This is a genomic window from Acinetobacter sp. HR7 (genome assembly GCF_000773685.1).
Classification (GTDB): domain Bacteria; phylum Pseudomonadota; class Gammaproteobacteria; order Pseudomonadales; family Moraxellaceae; genus Acinetobacter; species Acinetobacter thermotolerans.
In genome coordinates this window covers 1-15,204 of record NZ_JPQO01000174.1, presented here as the reverse complement: position 1 = coordinate 15,204, position 15,204 = coordinate 1, and the positions used below count along the sequence as shown (strand labels likewise).

Genomic DNA, 15,204 nt, shown 5'->3' with positions numbered 1-15,204 from the left:
GTAATAGTGCGTAAGTCCTATGATATTGTTCACTTAAACTGTATTGCATTTTATCTTCCCTGCTCTGCCGGAATATGACATGAGTTGAGATAAATGGAGAAAAAAGGAAAAGTCTGCATACCTGATTGTCCTGTGAAAGGTAATAGACAGATGCAATTTCTTTGCCACTCGGTCAAATCAGATAAAATGGGCGACACAAAAAAGCCTTCCAGAAGGAAGGCCTTTTGGGGTTCTGAGCTATGGAGATACTTAGAGTTTCTGTATATTGTATTTCTTGTTGTGACGAATTGACAGGAACGCAGTGATCGCAAGTACCAGTACAATCACACTTAAGGACAACCAGATTGGCACATGGAAAACGTCCAGCATCAACATCTTGAAGCCAATAAAGACCAGAATGATACCCAGGCCATAGGGCAGGTAATACATTTTCGATGCTGCACCGGCGAGCAGGAAGAACATTGCACGTAGGCCTAGAATTGCCATCAGGTTCGCGGTCAAGACAATAAATGGATCGGTGGTCACGGCGAAGATGGCCGGAATCGAATCGACTGCAAAGATCACGTCCGATGCTTCAACCAGAATCAGGACCAAAAATAGCGGTGTTGCCCATAACAGGCCATCTTTACGCACAAAGAATTTGTTGCCTTCCATTTGCGGTGTTAACCGCAGATGTTTACGCAGCCATTTCAAGATCGGCATGTCTTCAATATTGCTGGGTTCATCATGATGACCACGCAGGAACTTAAAGCCGGTATAAACCAGAAAGGCGCCAAACAGGTACAGCACCCAGGAGAACTCCTGCACGAACCATGCACCAATAAAGATGAAAATCGTTCTAAGAACAATCGCGCCCAGTACCCCATAGAGCAGCAGCTGGCGCTGTAAGGCTGGCGAGATGGAAAAGGCCGAAAAGATCATCAGCCAGACAAAGACATTATCAATCGCCAGGGATTTTTCCAGCAGATAACCGGCAAAATATTCCATGACTTTCTGGTTAGCGAGGGCAACACTGGCCGTCTGTTCCAGATATAGCCAGAGTCCGCCACCAAACAGAACGGCCATCGTGACCCAGGCCATGCTCCAATAGGCCGCAGTCCGGACTTTGACTTCTTTGCCGTGGTGATGTTTGAAGCCAATAAAATCAACGATTAGCATCACCGCGATGATGCCGAAAAAAACCAGATACAGCCACAGCGTACCAACAGTTTCCATGTGTATTCTCCACATCGGAAAACCGGCCATAAAAAACCTTGACCCGTTGTCCGATGAAAAACATCCATAACAACATGATCAAGGTCTTGCCTACATCGTACTGTTGAAATTTTGCATAGCGAATTTTGCAAAATGCGAGTGACGATGCTCAGATACCGACTTTTTGCAAAGTGTAATGACGATATTCTGACACGTTTTAATTATCCCGCTGGGATACTTGTAACGTTTGGAGGAGGCTACTCCCCTTGTTCAAACTTAAATTTTTTTTGAGCAAAAGCTCAGTTACATCGAGTATGACAGATTTTTAAATGAGGTACAGGTTTATTTACAAAAATCATGGATTAAGAGCGAATAAAGTCTGGACGGTGCACCAGTGCTAAAGTCAGCATAAAGCCCAGAATGGCGATTAAGCCTCCAACCCAGCCAATACGGTCTAAACCGATCTGCGCAGTGACGATCCCACCGAGCAATGCTCCGCCCCCAATACCCACGTTATATAGCCCGGAAAAAATCGACATGGCGACATCGGTAGCATCAGATGCCAGATTCAATGTTTTGGCCTGTAGGGCCAGACTAAAGCCAATAATGCTGATGCCCCAGATCAGACTTAAACTGTTTAAACCAAATAAGCTCGTTGACATCGGCAAAAGCAGTAACATGGAAAGCCCCAGTCCCAAGGTGAAAAATGGAATCGTCAGCCTTGGAAATTGCGGTGCAAATTTGCCAAACAGATAGGAACCAAGAAAACCTGCTCCCCCGTAGATTAATAACAAAGTGGTGGTTTGTACTGAACTGAATTCCGCAACCTTTAAGGCGAAGGGTTCGATATAGCTATAGGCAGTAAACTGGGCAGAAATCACGATAATGGTCAGGGCAAAAACCAGCATCAGGCTGGGACGTTTCACCAGACTTTTTAGGCTGCTTAATGAGCCAGAATTGACGCTAGGTAAACGTGGCAAGGTTTTGACTAGGATTAGGCAGACCAGTGTGGCAATCACCGCAATCAGGCCGAAACTGTTACGCCAGCCATAACTTTCACCAATCATCCGGCCGAAGGGAATGCCCAGCACCATTGCCATGGCGGTACCAGTAGACAGTAAACCCAAAGCCTGAAATTCCTTGCCCTTCGGTGCGACCCGTACCGCAAGCGAAGCCGTAATCGACCAGAACAGTGCATGGGCAACCGCAATTCCGATCCGGCTAGTGACCAGGATGCTAAAGCTCCAGGCAAAATAGGACAGCACATGGCTGGCAATAAATACGATAAACAGTAAAGTCAGCAGGAAACGCCGTTCAATACTTCGAGTCAGCAGCATGATCGGCAGGGATAGCAAAGCCACCACCCAGGCATAAATGGTCAACATCAGCCCAACTTCGGTGGGTGTCATGGCAAAGCTATGCCCAATATCACTCAGCAATGCGACCGGGATAAATTCAGTGGTATTAAAAATAAACGCCGCGCAGGCCAGTGCGATCACGCAGATCCATTGACGGGTGACAGAAGGTGGTTGGGCAGAACTGGACATGTTGAATCATCATTCAGGAATTCCGGCATTTTAAGCTTTTGTTGGACAATTTCACATGAATCAGTATTAAATTTAGCTCATCCGGATTAAAAAAAATCCAACATTGTAAAGCTAAGGACTATGGCAGTCTCACTTAAAATCAAGAGTCACATGTATGCAGATTGAACACAAACAACATGACGGTAAGGGTGAATGGTTTATTGAACAATCCGACCAGCGCCTGGCAGAAATGACCTATTCTCGGGCGGGTGATGATAAATTGATTATTGATCACACCTGGGTGGATGACAGTTTACGCGGACAAAGGATTGGACAGCAGCTGGTTCAGGCAGCAGTCGCTTATGCCCGGAATCAGCAACTGAAAATTATTCCACTCTGCCCTTTTGCCAAGTCGGTATTTGATCGCGATCACAGCATACATGATGTTCTTGCTTAAGGATGTCATCTGAGGTTTCTGGGATCTAAAGATCATTGCAGATATGCAGCAGATGAAGAGGTTAATCACAGGCCGAGCCTGTTTAAAAACAAGAATAGGAATGAACATGAGTAGTATCAAACATCAGGATTCAAAACGCGGCGGTGTGTTCTATGTGGAACAAGAAGGCGAGCGCGTTGCAGAAATTACCTACCAGTGGCGCGAAGCAGACACTATTGTCGCCGACCATACCTGGGTTTCACATGCCCTGCGCGGTCAGGGTGTCGCTCGTAAAATGCTGGATATACTGGTCGAGTTTGCCCGTCAAAAACGGCTGAAAATTATTCCCCAATGTTCCTATGTACATGTCATGTTCAAGCGTGATCGGAATTTGCAGGACGTAGCAGCTTTAGCTTTTTAAGCCAAGTCTTTGGCATGAACAGGTTCCAAGTGGTTAAAGTCCACCGACCGTCCTGTCGGATCTGTGGCAGTCGATAGATCAGAATCCCAATAAACAGACCGAGCCCTGTCCAGAAGATTTGCTGATACTGTTGCAGCATCAGCAAGATTACAATCATCAGGGCAATACTGGTCTGGAAAAAGACACGGCGGTCGATAAACTGTAACAGGCCCCAGCTCAGCACCACAGTGCTGATCAGTAGGTTGATTTCAAGTCGCAGGTCCAAATGATGCATCACGATCAGAAGCATGAAACACAGGCATAGCAAACTTAGCGTAATGATCAGGTCCTTCAGCATGATGTTTCACCCTCATTAAAAGCATTATCATTCGAATAATTGTGTTTCAATGATGTCTCTTTAATTTTTAATAATTTAGCTACAAAATGCAAACTGAAAACAGCGTAGGAAATCGCTGATAATTGATCAAAATTTAATCAAAATAAAGCAAGTTGACTTTATACTTTAACTTTTCGCATTTTTCAAGGAAGCCCTATGCTACAACTCTGCTATGTCAGTGAGCGCATTGAGACAGAACAGGATTTATTACAAGACCTGAGTGATATTTTGGCCACCGCCCGAAAGTTCAATCATGAGCATCAGATTTATGGGGTGCTGTATTATGCGCAGGGGAAATTTTTCCAGTGTCTGCAGGGCGAGCCTGAAATTGTCGAACAGCTATTTCAAAGTATTTCCAAAGATCGCCGTCATCATCAGGTCTACCGCTTTGCCGATACCACCGTGGAAAAACCACGCTTTGCCGAGTGGTCGATGAAATATGTGCATAAGCATAGCGAGATTGCTGCCTATTTTTCCAGCTTGGGTCATTCCACTTTCCTGCCACATGAACTGAATCAGGATGATTTAAATGGCCTGCTGGATTTGCTGTATCAGGTGGATGAAAACCATCAGCAGCTGGTTTCACCGCAGGGCTATAAACAGCGTGGCTATGTCCCGTATTTCTAAAACTGGCTGAAATAAAAAAGCCCGCAATGCGGGCTTTTTATTGGATTAATCTAGGAATAATCAATCATCACTTTCAAGGCTTTTTCATCCGATGCATGTTTAAACACATCATAAGCTTTTTCGAATTCATTGAACTTAAAGTGATGGGTGGCCAGTTTTTCCAGCGGCAGTTTACCGGAACAGCAGGTTTTCAGCAGCATGCCGGTGGTATTGGTATTCACAAGACCGGTAGTAATGGTCAGGTTCTTGATCCAGAGCTTGTTCAGCTCAAAATTCACCGATTTACCATGCACGCCGACATTGGCCAGATGTCCGCCCTCTTTCACGATGTGCTGGCAGATATTCCAGGTCGCTTCCAGACCGACGGCTTCAATGGCACAGTCCACCCCTCGCCCATTGGTCAGTTCCAGTACGCGCTGAATCGCATCTTCCTTGGCTGAATTCACGGTATGGGTCGCACCAACGGTTTTGGCGAATTCCAGCCGGTTATCATCCACATCGACCATGATGATATTGGCAGGTGAATAAAACTGGGCGGTAAGCAGAGCACTCATCCCAATTGGCCCGGCACCAACGATTGCCACATTGTCACCGGGTTTGACTTGACCATACTGTACGCCAATTTCATGTGAGGTCGGCAGAATGTCGGACAGGAATACCGCGACATCTTCATTTAGGCCTTCAGGCAGATGATACAGTGAGGTATCTGCAAATGGCGTACGTACATATTCAGCATGGGTACCATCAATCATATAGCCCATGATCCAGCCGCCATCATTCAGACAGTGGGCATACAGCTGTTTCTGACAGTTTTCACAAGTACCACAGCGGCTGACACAGGAAATAATCACCCGATCGCCTTTCTTAAAATTTTTGACGGCAGAACCGACTTCTTCAACGATACCAATACCTTCATGACCGAGAATCCGGCCATTAAAGCTACCAGTCTTTTCTTTTGCTACCTCTTCAATTTCCGGGTTTTTGCCTTTCCAAATCCCGAGATCTGTCCCGCAGATGGTGACCTTGGTCAGCTTGATCACAGCATCATCAGGCTGCAGGATTTTTGGGATGGGACGTTCTTCAAAACGGATGTCATTGGCGCCATAGTAAACCATTGCTTTCATTGTATTTGACATGGCAACTATCCTTCTTTGTGATTATTGGGAATGATTGACCGTCGTTTGTATGGTGACGATGGTCAGCTGAGAAAGACGCAATGGCTTTAAGCTAGCAGGGCTTTATGAACAGTTCATTGGCAAAATGGTTAATTCCTTAAAAAATGTAAGTATTTTTATTACCCATGAAAAAAGGACCGTAGATATTGCTCTACGATCCTTTAGAAGTCTTAGGAAATAAAGACTAAAACGATTTAGACGCTTTGCTTTAAGGCACTAATCAGTTTCTGATGTAGACCACCAAAACCGCCGTTAGACATGATCACTACGGCATCACCCTCACCTGCTTCAGCTACTACCGTTTGAATGATCTCATCCAGCGTACGTGCTACGATCGCTTTGTTTGGTGCAGCATCGACCACCGGTTGCAGATCCCAGTCCAGACCTTCCGGTTGGTACCAGATCACTTCATCGGCCAGACGCGCGGAATGTGCCAGACCCTCCTTATGGCTGCCCATACGCATGGTGTTGGAACGTGGTTCAATAATCGCCCACAGTTTACGCTCACCCAAACGTTTGCGTGCGCCGTCAAGTGTAGTATCAATTGCAGTCGGGTGATGGGCAAAGTCATCATACACTTCAATGCCACGTACGGTATCTAACAACTCCATACGACGTTTAACACCACCGAAATTGGAAAGTGCTTCACAAGCCGTTTCAATAGAGACACCGACATGCTCGGCTGCCGCAATGGTTGCCAGTGCATTGGCTACACTATGTTGACCGGTCATATTCCATTTCACTTCACCTTTTACTACACCATGTTGCAGTACCTTGAAGTGAGAACCATCCGCAGAAAGTTGCTCCGCGTACAGTTCTGCATTTTCATTGGCATCTAGTGAAGTCCGTACTACCGGTGTCCAGCAGCCTTTTTCCAGCACTTCATCGATATTGGTTTCGGTAATTGGCGCAATAATACGACCTTCAGATGGAATGGTACGAACCAAGTGATGGAACTGCTTCTGGATCGCTGCCAGGTCTTCAAAGATATCGGCGTGGTCAAATTCCAGGTTATTCAGAATTGCGGTTCTTGGATGGTAATGCACGAACTTGGAACGCTTGTCGAAGAAGGCAGAATCATATTCATCGGCTTCGACACAGAAGTATTTACCACCACCCAAGCGCGCGCTTTCAGAGAAACCAAGTGGTACACCGCCAATCAGGAAACCAGGTTCCAGACCGGCCTGATCCAGCACCCATGCCAGCATGGTAGTGGTGGTGGTTTTACCATGCGTACCGGCAACGCCTAACACGTGTTTGCCTTGCAATACGTGATCGGCTAGGAACTGTGGACCTGAAATATAAGGCAGGCCTTCGTTCAGCATGTATTCCACAGCATCAATGCCACGTTTCATTGCATTGCCGACAATTACCAGATCAGGATGTGGCTGCAGATGGCTGCGGTCATAGCCCTGCATTAAAGTAATGCCTGCATTTTCCAGCTGGGTTGACATTGGTGGGTACACGTTCTGGTCTGAACCCGTCACCTTATGGCCAAGATCTCGCGCTAACAAGGCCAGCGAGCCCATAAAGGTGCCACAAATGCCCAAGATATGCAGATGCATTTACTTTACTCCATTTATTAAATGACACATCACTTTGTATTTTGTGCTGTTGTCTTGATTTATTCGATTTACAGGCAACGATAGCAAGGCTTTGCGGGAAAAGATAGGCATATCTGGCGGATTTTTTATGTGAAGAAACGATGCTAAATACGATAAAAAAACCAGAGTCGCGATTATCTTTTCACGGAATAATCCGTAAAATATCCGGTAAATTTTTAACTGGCATTCGCTATGTTCTGGCCCCTACTCCTGCTTGTTTGCGCAAACTGCTTTATGACCTTGGCTTGGTATGGCCACCTGAAATTTTTGCCGCACGATGCACCGATGTGGCAGATCATTCTATTCAGTTGGCTGATTGCACTGTGTGAATATAGCCTGATGATTCCGGCGACCCGGCTGATGGCTCAGCAAGGTCTGGCAGTGGGACAGATGAAAATCACCCAAGAAGTGGTGACCCTGCTGGTCTTTGTACCGTTTATGCTGTTCCTGTTTAAACAGCCCTTCAAACTGGATTATCTCTGGGCAGGGCTGTGTCTGTGTGGCTGTGTCTATTTTGTCTTCCGCAGTTCCTAAAATGTCAGGAATCCCCTACTTTCCTATTTTTATTTAAAATTTTAAAAATCCTATAAAAAAACAAGAAAAATCGAGCCTTGCTTTGACCGTTAAATTTTATGAAGCTGAATTTTCAGTCTATAATATGCCTTCCCATTAAAGCTTGGCTCTCTCGTCGAGATTTATCTTCTCTTACTTTAATCTCTGGAAACATTGCAATGAATGCGGCTGCTGCACAAGATGCTCCTCTAGTAGGTATTATCATGGGTTCTCAATCAGACTGGGCAACTCTCGAACACACTGCCAATATGCTTAAGCAGCTTGGTGTCCCATTTGAAGCCGAAGTCGTTTCTGCACACCGTACCCCTGACCGTCTGTTTGAATATGCGGAAACTGCACGTGAACGTGGTATCCAGGTGATTATTGCCGGTGCTGGCGGTGCAGCGCATTTACCAGGTATGTGTGCAGCCAAAACTGATCTGCCAGTACTCGGTGTGCCAGTCAAATCTTCAATCTTAAATGGTGTAGATTCATTGCTTTCCATCGTACAAATGCCAGCAGGTATCGCAGTCGGCACCTTGGCGATCGGTCCTGCAGGTGCAACCAATGCAGCGATTATGGCCGCACAGATTCTGGGTCTGACCCGTCCGGACATCGCGAAAAATGTCGCCGATTTCCGTGCTGCACAAACTGAGAAAGTGGCAAGCAACAATATTCCAGGCCAAATGTAAGGCCAAGCTTAAATACGGGATCATACACAATGGATAAAACCATCGGTATTTTTGGTGGCGGTCAGCTCGGTCGCATGATGGCGCAAGCAGCCCTGCCCCTGAATATTCAATGTACCTTCTTTGAAGCCAATACAGATTGCCCTTCTGCGGTTTTGGGTCAAGTTTTCTCGACCAAAGCCGAAAATGGCTTACAGGACTTTATCAACAGTGCGGACGTGTTCAGCCTGGAGTTTGAAAATACCCCGCTGGCTGATGTGGATGTGCTGACTCAAACGAAACAGTTACATCCCCCTCGTCAGGCATTGGCGATCGCACAGCATCGTCTGTCTGAAAAAGCCCTGTTTGATGAACTGGATATTCCGGTTGCGCCGTATAAAGCGGTGACTTCACTGGAGAGCTTGCAGGCAGCTGTTGCAGAACTGGGCTTGCCGATCGTCCTAAAAACCTCACGTGGCGGTTATGACGGTAAAGGCCAGTTTGTCCTGCGTACAGCAGATCAAATCGACCAGGCTTGGGCTGAACTCGGTCCTGCCGGTGAACTGATTGCCGAAAGTTTTGTGACTTTCTCGCGTGAAGTTTCGATTATTGCGGTACGTGGTCAAAATGGTGACGTGAAAACTTGGCCATTGGCGGAAAACCATCACCACAACGGTATCCTGTCTCACTCCATCGTTCCGGCACCTAACAGTGTAGATCTGCAGCCAGTTGCGCAAGACTACATCACTCGCCTGCTCAATCACTTGAACTACGTTGGTGTATTAACGCTTGAACTGTTTGTGACAGACAAAGGCTTGTATGCGAATGAGATGGCACCACGTGTGCATAACTCAGGTCACTGGTCGATTGAAGGTGCGGTATGTTCACAGTTTGAAAACCATATTCGCGCCGTAGCCGGTCTGCCGCTCGGTTCAACCGATGTGGTACGTCCAACGGTGATGGTGAATATCATCGGTCAGCATCCAAAAACTGAAGATGTACTGGCACTGGAAGGCGCACACCTACACCTATACAACAAGTCAGAGCGTGAAGGTCGCAAGATTGGTCACATCACTCTGATGCCAACTGATAGCGCGCAACTGACAACTTTATGTCGTCAACTGGCGAAGATTTTGCCAAATCCGCTGGCATTGAGCGAAGATATGACCATCTAAACTTTAAGCTGCTGATAAAAAAAGCGATCACACCTGTGGTCGCTTTTTTATTTGTCTGGATTCAGGCATGATTGCGCCTCTCTGAAAACCAGCTGCCATTTATCGGAATATTATCAAAATCAATTGCTTATAAAATGCACAATCATTTATAAATAATTGGCTAAAATTTGATCTTATAACGTCTGAAATGATGTTCAGGATTTAAATTCAAAAATGAATTTAAAACGTACAAAAGTACAGTTATGAATTTAAATTCATAAAAATAAATTCAAATTTAAAATGAGAAGTTTGAATTCAAATCGATCTTTTGAATTTAAATTCAAAATAATAAATTTAAAAACTGAGGAATAAATTCAAAGTTTTGAATTTAGAAATTGATCCTGAAAAGTTGAATGAATTTAAAACTTAAGCCCTCAAATACTACAGTTTTGGGCTTTTCCTTCCTTTAGTTATCCATAAACCTATTTTTGAATTCAAATGAGTGATAACTGGTTTTGAATTTAAAACCACTCTGTGGATAAGTTTTTAAATTCAAAAAAGCGCGAATAAATTTAAAAATGTAGAAAATATGAATTTAAATTTTACGTTTCTAGACTTTAATTCTGTTCACAAGCTGATAAGGTGAATAGGAACATAATTCGAAATATAAGATTAAGGGTTCTATGCAACGGCTTGCACTTTTTCTTGGCTCAATCATTCTGTCTGCCTCCCAGGCGAATGCTGAACTGATTATTAATGGACAGCGTGTGAGTTCTTCTGAACTGTCTACCGGTTCGAGTGCCTATACGCCAAGTTCCAGCTCGTTCCAAAATTGTCTGGCAGGGCTAAAATCCCAGGCGCTGGTCAAAGGCGTTTATGGAGCAACGTATGACCGCTATACCCAGAATCTCACCTCAGATTATTCTGTGATTGAAAAACTGAATTATCAGCCGGAATTTTCGACGCCGATCTGGGATTATCTGTCTGGTCTGGTGGATGATGAGCGCGTGCAGCAGGGGCGTCAGAAATTGCAGCAGCATCGTGATGTATTGAATCGTGTCAGTGCTGCTTATGGTGTTCCGGCAGAAACAGTGGTTGCCGTCTGGGGAGTAGAAAGTAACTATGGGGATATTTCCGGTAAATATCCTTTATTACAGGCTTTAGGAACCTTGAGCTGTGAAGGGCGTCGCCAGAGTTATTTCCGTGGTGAGTTCTTTACTACCATAAAACTGTTGCAGCGTGGCGATGTCTATGAAAGCCAGCTTAAAGGTTCATGGGCAGGCGCATTTGGTCATACCCAGTTTATGCCATCCACTTATGATGAGTTGGCTGTTGATTTTGATGGGGATGGTCGTCGTGATCTGGTCGGTAGTGTGCCGGATGCCTTGGCCTCTACAGCTAACTTCCTGAAAAAACGTGGCTGGCAAACTGGCCAACCGTGGGGCTTTGAAGTGAAACTGCCTGCAGGTGTTTCAACTGCGGGTGAAAGCCGAAGTAATAAAAAGCCGTTGAGTTACTGGATGGAACGCGGCTTGGTACGTGCTGATGGTTCATCTTTATTACAGGGCAATTTGTCTGAATATAGTCAGGCGGGGCTGATTGCCCCGGCAGGACAAAACGGTCCAGTGTTCCTGGTATTTAAAAACTTTGATGCCATTTATAGTTATAACGCTGCGGAAAGTTATGCCTTGGCCATAGCGCATTTATCTGACCGTCTGCAAGGCAAGGGCAGTTTTCTGACCGCCTGGCCAACTGATGATCCGGGCACGTCACGAGCTGAACGCCGTGAAATTCAGCAATTCTTGCTGTCCAAAGGCTATGACATTGGTGAAGCAGATGGTCTGATTGGGGATAAAACTCGTCAAGCGATCCAACAGGAACAGATGCGTCTGGGATTGAATCCAACCGGACGTGCTGGGCAGCAGATTTTAAAAGCATTCCGTGCTGAAAAAGCGCGGAATATGCTGCGCTAATGATTAGTTGCTTTGAAATCTAATTTTCAAAAATGGTCTGCATATGCAGACCTTTTTCATACCTCTATTTTCATACCTCTATATAGTTATTGTTTTTACACGGCAGTAATGGTACCAAGAACACGGTAGCCAGATGCACCGGTCACCGCAGGTAAGTTACCACTAAGCTGGTTCATAAAACGCATCGCTAGCCAGGCAAAAGCGGTCGCTTCAACCCAAGTTGGGCTTAAACCTAAATCAGCCGTGGTCTGTACGCTCCATTGATGTTTGCGTAAACGCCAGCGAAGCTGTTCCAGTAAGTGTGAATTATAGGCACCGCCACCACAAACATAGACTTCGCCAGTATCCAGTCCGGAGCGGTAAATGGCTTTCTTGATCGCGCGGGTCGTGAGCTTCATCAGGGTAGCCTGAACATTTTCAGGATTATCTTCCAGCTCGTCATATTCTAAAGAACTGCGCCAGTCAGCAATCTGTTCGTCCAGCCATTCCAGGTTGAAGTCTTCACGGCCGGTACTTTTTGGTGGTTCTTTAGAAAAGTATTCATGTTCTTGTAAACGATCCAGCAGGCTGCGGATCGGAGTGCCGTAAGCCGCCCAGTTGCCATTTTCGTCATAAGGCTGGCCGGTATAGCGTTCACACCAAGCATCCATCAGGATATTGGCAGGGCCAGTATCAAAGCCATACACCTTGTCCGGCTGGCCTGCTGGTAGAATACTGACATTGGCAATGCCGCCCAAATTCAGAATTACACGGTGAATGCTTTCATGCTGGAACACATCCTGATGGAAAGCAGGCACTAGCGGGGCACCCTGACCACCCGCAGCAAGATCACGGCGACGGAAATCGGAAATGGTCGGAATCTGGGTAATTTCAGTAATAATATTGGGATCGCCAATCTGCAGGGTAAAACCATGTTCTGGACGGTGACGGATGGTCTGCCCATGTGAGCCAATGGTCTTAATTTGTGTGCGGTCCAGATGATTTTTTTCAATCAGCTCATTAATGCCATGACCGATCATTTTTGCCAGAGCAACATCAGCCTTGCCCATACGGTCGATTTCATTATCGCCTGGCAGAGTGAGCGCCATCAGCTCATCGCGAAGATCGGGGTCAAATGGCAAGGTGAGGGTGGCATGAAGCTGTAAAGGATCAAAAGAAGCAGCAACAATATCGACACCATCCATGCTTGTGCCGGTCATTACCCCAATATAGATCGCTGTCATGATTATTCTTAAGCCTGCAATGTGCTGAAAAAGTGTTAGTATATCGCACAAATTGAATAACTGATGTATTTGGGTTTTGTGATGTCAAATTTCCTGCCGGCTGAAGAACAACTTGCCCTCATCCAACGAGGCACACATGAAATTATTTCTGAAGAGGATCTTCTAAAGAAATTAAAGCAAAATCGTCCGCTCAAAATTAAAGCGGGCTTTGACCCAACTGCACCAGACTTGCACTTAGGTCATACTGTGCTGATTAACAAACTGAAAGTATTCCAGGATCTGGGCCACGAAGTGTACTTCCTGATCGGTGACTATACAGCGATGATCGGTGACCCAACTGGTAAGAGTGCAACCCGTCCACCTCTGTCACGTGAACAGGTGTTGGAAAATGCTAAAACTTATCAGGAACAGGTGTTCAAGATTCTTGATCCAGAAAAAACCAAAGTGGTGTTCAACTCTGAATGGTTTGGCAAGAAATCTGCGGCTGATCTGATCCAGCTGGCTTCTCAGCAAACTGTAGCACGTATGCTGGAACGCGATGACTTCACCAAGCGTTATAACAATCAGCAACCGATTGCGATTCACGAATTCCTGTATCCACTGGTACAAGGTTATGACTCTGTAGCATTGGAAGCCGACGTAGAGCTGGGCGGTACGGATCAGACCTTTAACCTGCTGATGGGCCGTACCCTACAAGGCCGTTACGACCAGGAACCTCAGGTATGTATTACCGTGCCAATCCTTGAAGGTTTGGATGGCGTGAACAAGATGTCTAAATCTTTAGGCAACTACATTGCAGTATTTGATGCACCGGGTGCAATGTATCAGAAAGTGCTATCTATGCCGGACTCGCTAATTGAGCGTTATTTTGATCTGCTTAGCTTTAAATCGGTTGAAGAAATTCAGCAGTTGCTCAAAGAAATCGAAGAAGGCCGTAATCCGCAGGAAGTGAAACGTATTTTGGCGCTGGAACTGGTAGAACGTTTCCATGGTGCTGAAGCCGCTGCACATGCACATAAAGGTGCAGGTAACATCATTACTGAAGGTGAATTGCCAGAAGGCACTCCAGAAGTGACCATTTCTCGTGGCGAATTTGGTGGCGAAATCTTCATTGCCTCTATTTTACGTGCCGCAGGTCTGGTGAAAAATGCAGCACAAGCTAAAGATGCAGTTGGCCGTGGTGCTGTAAAAGTAGACTGGAAACCGGTAGATGCATCTTTCTCGGTGAAAGAAAATGTCACATTAATTGTTCAGGCAAGCAAGAAAGCAATTGCGAAAGTCACTTTCGTTGACTAACAGACTTTCTAAGTTGTTGAAAAGAAAGCAGGCTTCGGCCTGCTTTTTTTGTTGACTTCTATATTAATATTTCAAATAAGTAAATTCAAAAAAACCTTATAAAAACAAGAATTAAATTTTTCCAAATACTTGCCTTTCAGCCTTATTATGTTTAGTATTTATTCATCTGGAGAATTCGCGTAAGCGCATCTAGAGGGTAGTGGGAATAACAATCAGCTCCACAACTTAAAAAGTCTCTTCCCCAAGAGACTCTTTTTAAGATATTTAAAGCGAATAACTATAATAACGACATACTGGATCGGGTAAAGATTCATTCTAAGGGAGAGATTTTGGGAGAGATCTCTTCCTTTTTTATTTTCAAAATTTCCGTTTATTCATGACACTTTTATCATTTTTTGTGACTGCTGCTTTTATAGATAGGCATTGGCCCTGGATTGTCGAAGTCGAAATTAGCTGGCATGATCAAAGCCCACATTGATGAGATCTCGCAGAAGATCGATAAAATTAAAATAGAGGGCTGCGTTGTATATGTATCATTATCAAACTCAGGATATTTTTGATGAGGAAATCGACTTTGTTTTGCGATTTCTGTTTGAATACGGCACACCTGAGCAAAAAGAACAGTCTTATCAGCAAGTCTTTAACCTGTTTCAGCAACTAGATTTAGCTTCTCATTACTTACTGTTTTCTCTGGTCAAGGAACGTTTACCGCGTAGGGCTAAACTGTTGTTTGCGGCAGAAGACTATACCGGTAAGAAAGAAGTGATTATGGAAGTGATGCAGCACTGGTTAAGTTCTCATACTTTAGAGCAGGCCAGTTAAGGTCTTATTCCTGATTTAAAGTGCAGGATCAAAATCGAGTTTGATGTCTCATCAGACATTAAGCCTTTTCTCTGTACACGACAAAATTTTTAAAATCCTTTTTCTTTCCCCTTTTTTTTTTTTTTTTTTTTTTTTTTTTTTTTTTTTTTTTTTTTTT

At 45.0% G+C, this 15,204-nt stretch carries 15 protein-coding genes; 9 read left to right on the top strand and 6 right to left on the bottom strand.

Annotated elements, in window-relative coordinates; all coding sequences use genetic code 11:
• Positions 1-249: 249 nt before the first annotated feature.
• Both GW12_RS09435 and GW12_RS09430 read right to left on the bottom strand, forming a co-directional pair.
• The gene (locus GW12_RS09435) at positions 250-1,215 is read right to left on the bottom strand and encodes a TerC family protein (RefSeq protein WP_034586811.1); all 966 of its coding nucleotides are present in this window, start codon (positions 1,213-1,215) and stop codon (positions 250-252) included.
• Positions 1,216-1,556: 341 nt separating this feature from the next.
• Complete coding sequence (locus GW12_RS09430) at positions 1,557-2,741, bottom strand: sugar transporter (RefSeq protein WP_034586808.1); 1,185 nt, start codon at positions 2,739-2,741, stop codon at positions 1,557-1,559.
• A 154-nt stretch (positions 2,742-2,895) separates the two neighbouring features.
• Between GW12_RS09430 and GW12_RS09425 the strand changes: the two genes are divergently transcribed.
• Both GW12_RS09425 and GW12_RS09420 read left to right on the top strand, forming a co-directional pair.
• The gene (locus GW12_RS09425; protein ID WP_034586806.1) at positions 2,896-3,177 is read left to right on the top strand and encodes a GNAT family N-acetyltransferase; all 282 of its coding nucleotides are present in this window, start codon (positions 2,896-2,898) and stop codon (positions 3,175-3,177) included.
• Positions 3,178-3,283: 106 nt separating this feature from the next.
• Positions 3,284-3,577 carry a GNAT family N-acetyltransferase gene (locus GW12_RS09420; RefSeq protein WP_034586804.1) on the top strand — a complete coding sequence of 98 codons (294 nt, stop codon included), beginning with the start codon at positions 3,284-3,286 and terminating at the stop codon, positions 3,575-3,577.
• On the opposite strand, the gene GW12_RS09415 is transcribed toward GW12_RS09420, so the two are convergent.
• The gene (locus tag GW12_RS09415; protein ID WP_034586801.1) at positions 3,531-3,914 is read right to left on the bottom strand and encodes a hypothetical protein; all 384 of its coding nucleotides are present in this window, start codon (positions 3,912-3,914) and stop codon (positions 3,531-3,533) included. The two genes, GW12_RS09420 and GW12_RS09415, sit on opposite strands and share 47 nt — an antisense overlap.
• 195 nt (positions 3,915-4,109) lie before the next feature.
• Between GW12_RS09415 and GW12_RS09410 the strand changes: the two genes are divergently transcribed.
• Positions 4,110-4,580 carry a BLUF domain-containing protein gene (locus tag GW12_RS09410; protein WP_034586798.1) on the top strand — a complete coding sequence of 157 codons (471 nt, stop codon included), beginning with the start codon at positions 4,110-4,112 and terminating at the stop codon, positions 4,578-4,580.
• 50 nt (positions 4,581-4,630) lie between these two features.
• On the opposite strand, the gene GW12_RS09405 is transcribed toward GW12_RS09410, so the two are convergent.
• Together GW12_RS09405 and mpl are read right to left on the bottom strand one after the other, a co-directional pair.
• Entirely contained in the window at positions 4,631-5,716 is a 1,086-nt protein-coding gene (locus GW12_RS09405) for a zinc-dependent alcohol dehydrogenase family protein (RefSeq protein ID WP_034586795.1), read from the bottom strand.
• A gap of 233 nt (positions 5,717-5,949) precedes the next feature.
• A complete protein-coding gene (gene mpl / locus GW12_RS09400; protein ID WP_034586793.1) occupies positions 5,950-7,320 on the bottom strand; it encodes a UDP-N-acetylmuramate:L-alanyl-gamma-D-glutamyl-meso-diaminopimelate ligase in 1,371 nt (456 codons plus the stop codon).
• Between the two features lie 231 nt (positions 7,321-7,551).
• On the opposite strand from mpl, the gene GW12_RS09395 reads away from it, so the two are divergent.
• The 4 genes from GW12_RS09395 to GW12_RS09380 all read left to right on the top strand — a co-directional run bounded on the left by GW12_RS09395 (position 7,552) and on the right by GW12_RS09380 (position 11,706).
• Positions 7,552-7,893, top strand: a complete 342-nt coding sequence (locus GW12_RS09395) for a DMT family protein (protein WP_034586791.1) — start codon at positions 7,552-7,554, stop codon at positions 7,891-7,893.
• A 197-nt stretch (positions 7,894-8,090) separates the two neighbouring features.
• Positions 8,091-8,603, top strand: a complete 513-nt coding sequence (gene purE, locus GW12_RS09390) for a 5-(carboxyamino)imidazole ribonucleotide mutase (protein ID WP_034586789.1) — start codon at positions 8,091-8,093, stop codon at positions 8,601-8,603.
• A 29-nt stretch (positions 8,604-8,632) separates the two neighbouring features.
• Positions 8,633-9,754 (top strand): 5-(carboxyamino)imidazole ribonucleotide synthase, encoded by a 1,122-nt coding sequence (locus tag GW12_RS09385; RefSeq protein WP_034586787.1) that lies wholly within the window; start codon positions 8,633-8,635, stop codon positions 9,752-9,754.
• A gap of 662 nt (positions 9,755-10,416) precedes the next feature.
• A complete protein-coding gene (locus GW12_RS09380; RefSeq protein WP_034586785.1) occupies positions 10,417-11,706 on the top strand; it encodes a lytic murein transglycosylase in 1,290 nt (429 codons plus the stop codon).
• A gap of 95 nt (positions 11,707-11,801) precedes the next feature.
• Here the strand turns inward: GW12_RS09380 and GW12_RS09375 are convergent, their stop codons facing one another.
• Positions 11,802-12,929 (bottom strand): anhydro-N-acetylmuramic acid kinase, encoded by a 1,128-nt coding sequence (locus tag GW12_RS09375; RefSeq protein WP_034586783.1) that lies wholly within the window; start codon positions 12,927-12,929, stop codon positions 11,802-11,804.
• 63 nt (positions 12,930-12,992) lie between these two features.
• On the opposite strand from GW12_RS09375, the gene tyrS reads away from it, so the two are divergent.
• Positions 12,993-14,225: a tyrosine--tRNA ligase gene (gene tyrS / locus GW12_RS09370; RefSeq protein ID WP_161788386.1), complete on the top strand. Its 1,233-nt coding sequence runs from the start codon at positions 12,993-12,995 to the stop codon at positions 14,223-14,225.
• A gap of 528 nt (positions 14,226-14,753) precedes the next feature.
• Positions 14,754-15,047 (top strand): hypothetical protein, encoded by a 294-nt coding sequence (locus GW12_RS09365; protein ID WP_034586780.1) that lies wholly within the window; start codon positions 14,754-14,756, stop codon positions 15,045-15,047.
• The last annotated feature ends 157 nt before the right edge of the window (positions 15,048-15,204 follow it).

Bases quoted from the DNA above. Each gene is read 5' to 3' on its own strand.
- GW12_RS09435 (WP_034586811.1), bottom strand. From the start codon at position 1,215: ATGGAAACTGTTGGTACGCTGTGGCTGTATCTGGTTTTTTTCGGCATC.
- GW12_RS09430 (WP_034586808.1), bottom strand. From the start codon at position 2,741: ATGTCCAGTTCTGCCCAACCACCTTCTGTCACCCGTCAATGGATCTGC.
- GW12_RS09425 (WP_034586806.1), top strand. From the start codon at position 2,896: ATGCAGATTGAACACAAACAACATGACGGTAAGGGTGAATGGTTTATT.
- GW12_RS09420 (WP_034586804.1), top strand. From the start codon at position 3,284: ATGAGTAGTATCAAACATCAGGATTCAAAACGCGGCGGTGTGTTCTAT.
- GW12_RS09415 (WP_034586801.1), bottom strand. From the start codon at position 3,914: ATGCTGAAGGACCTGATCATTACGCTAAGTTTGCTATGCCTGTGTTTC.
- GW12_RS09410 (WP_034586798.1), top strand. From the start codon at position 4,110: ATGCTACAACTCTGCTATGTCAGTGAGCGCATTGAGACAGAACAGGAT.
- GW12_RS09405 (WP_034586795.1), bottom strand. From the start codon at position 5,716: ATGTCAAATACAATGAAAGCAATGGTTTACTATGGCGCCAATGACATC.
- mpl (WP_034586793.1), bottom strand. From the start codon at position 7,320: ATGCATCTGCATATCTTGGGCATTTGTGGCACCTTTATGGGCTCGCTG.
- GW12_RS09395 (WP_034586791.1), top strand. From the start codon at position 7,552: ATGTTCTGGCCCCTACTCCTGCTTGTTTGCGCAAACTGCTTTATGACC.
- purE (WP_034586789.1), top strand. From the start codon at position 8,091: ATGAATGCGGCTGCTGCACAAGATGCTCCTCTAGTAGGTATTATCATG.
- GW12_RS09385 (WP_034586787.1), top strand. From the start codon at position 8,633: ATGGATAAAACCATCGGTATTTTTGGTGGCGGTCAGCTCGGTCGCATG.
- GW12_RS09380 (WP_034586785.1), top strand. From the start codon at position 10,417: ATGCAACGGCTTGCACTTTTTCTTGGCTCAATCATTCTGTCTGCCTCC.
- GW12_RS09375 (WP_034586783.1), bottom strand. From the start codon at position 12,929: ATGACAGCGATCTATATTGGGGTAATGACCGGCACAAGCATGGATGGT.
- tyrS (WP_161788386.1), top strand. From the start codon at position 12,993: ATGTATTTGGGTTTTGTGATGTCAAATTTCCTGCCGGCTGAAGAACAA.
- GW12_RS09365 (WP_034586780.1), top strand. From the start codon at position 14,754: ATGTATCATTATCAAACTCAGGATATTTTTGATGAGGAAATCGACTTT.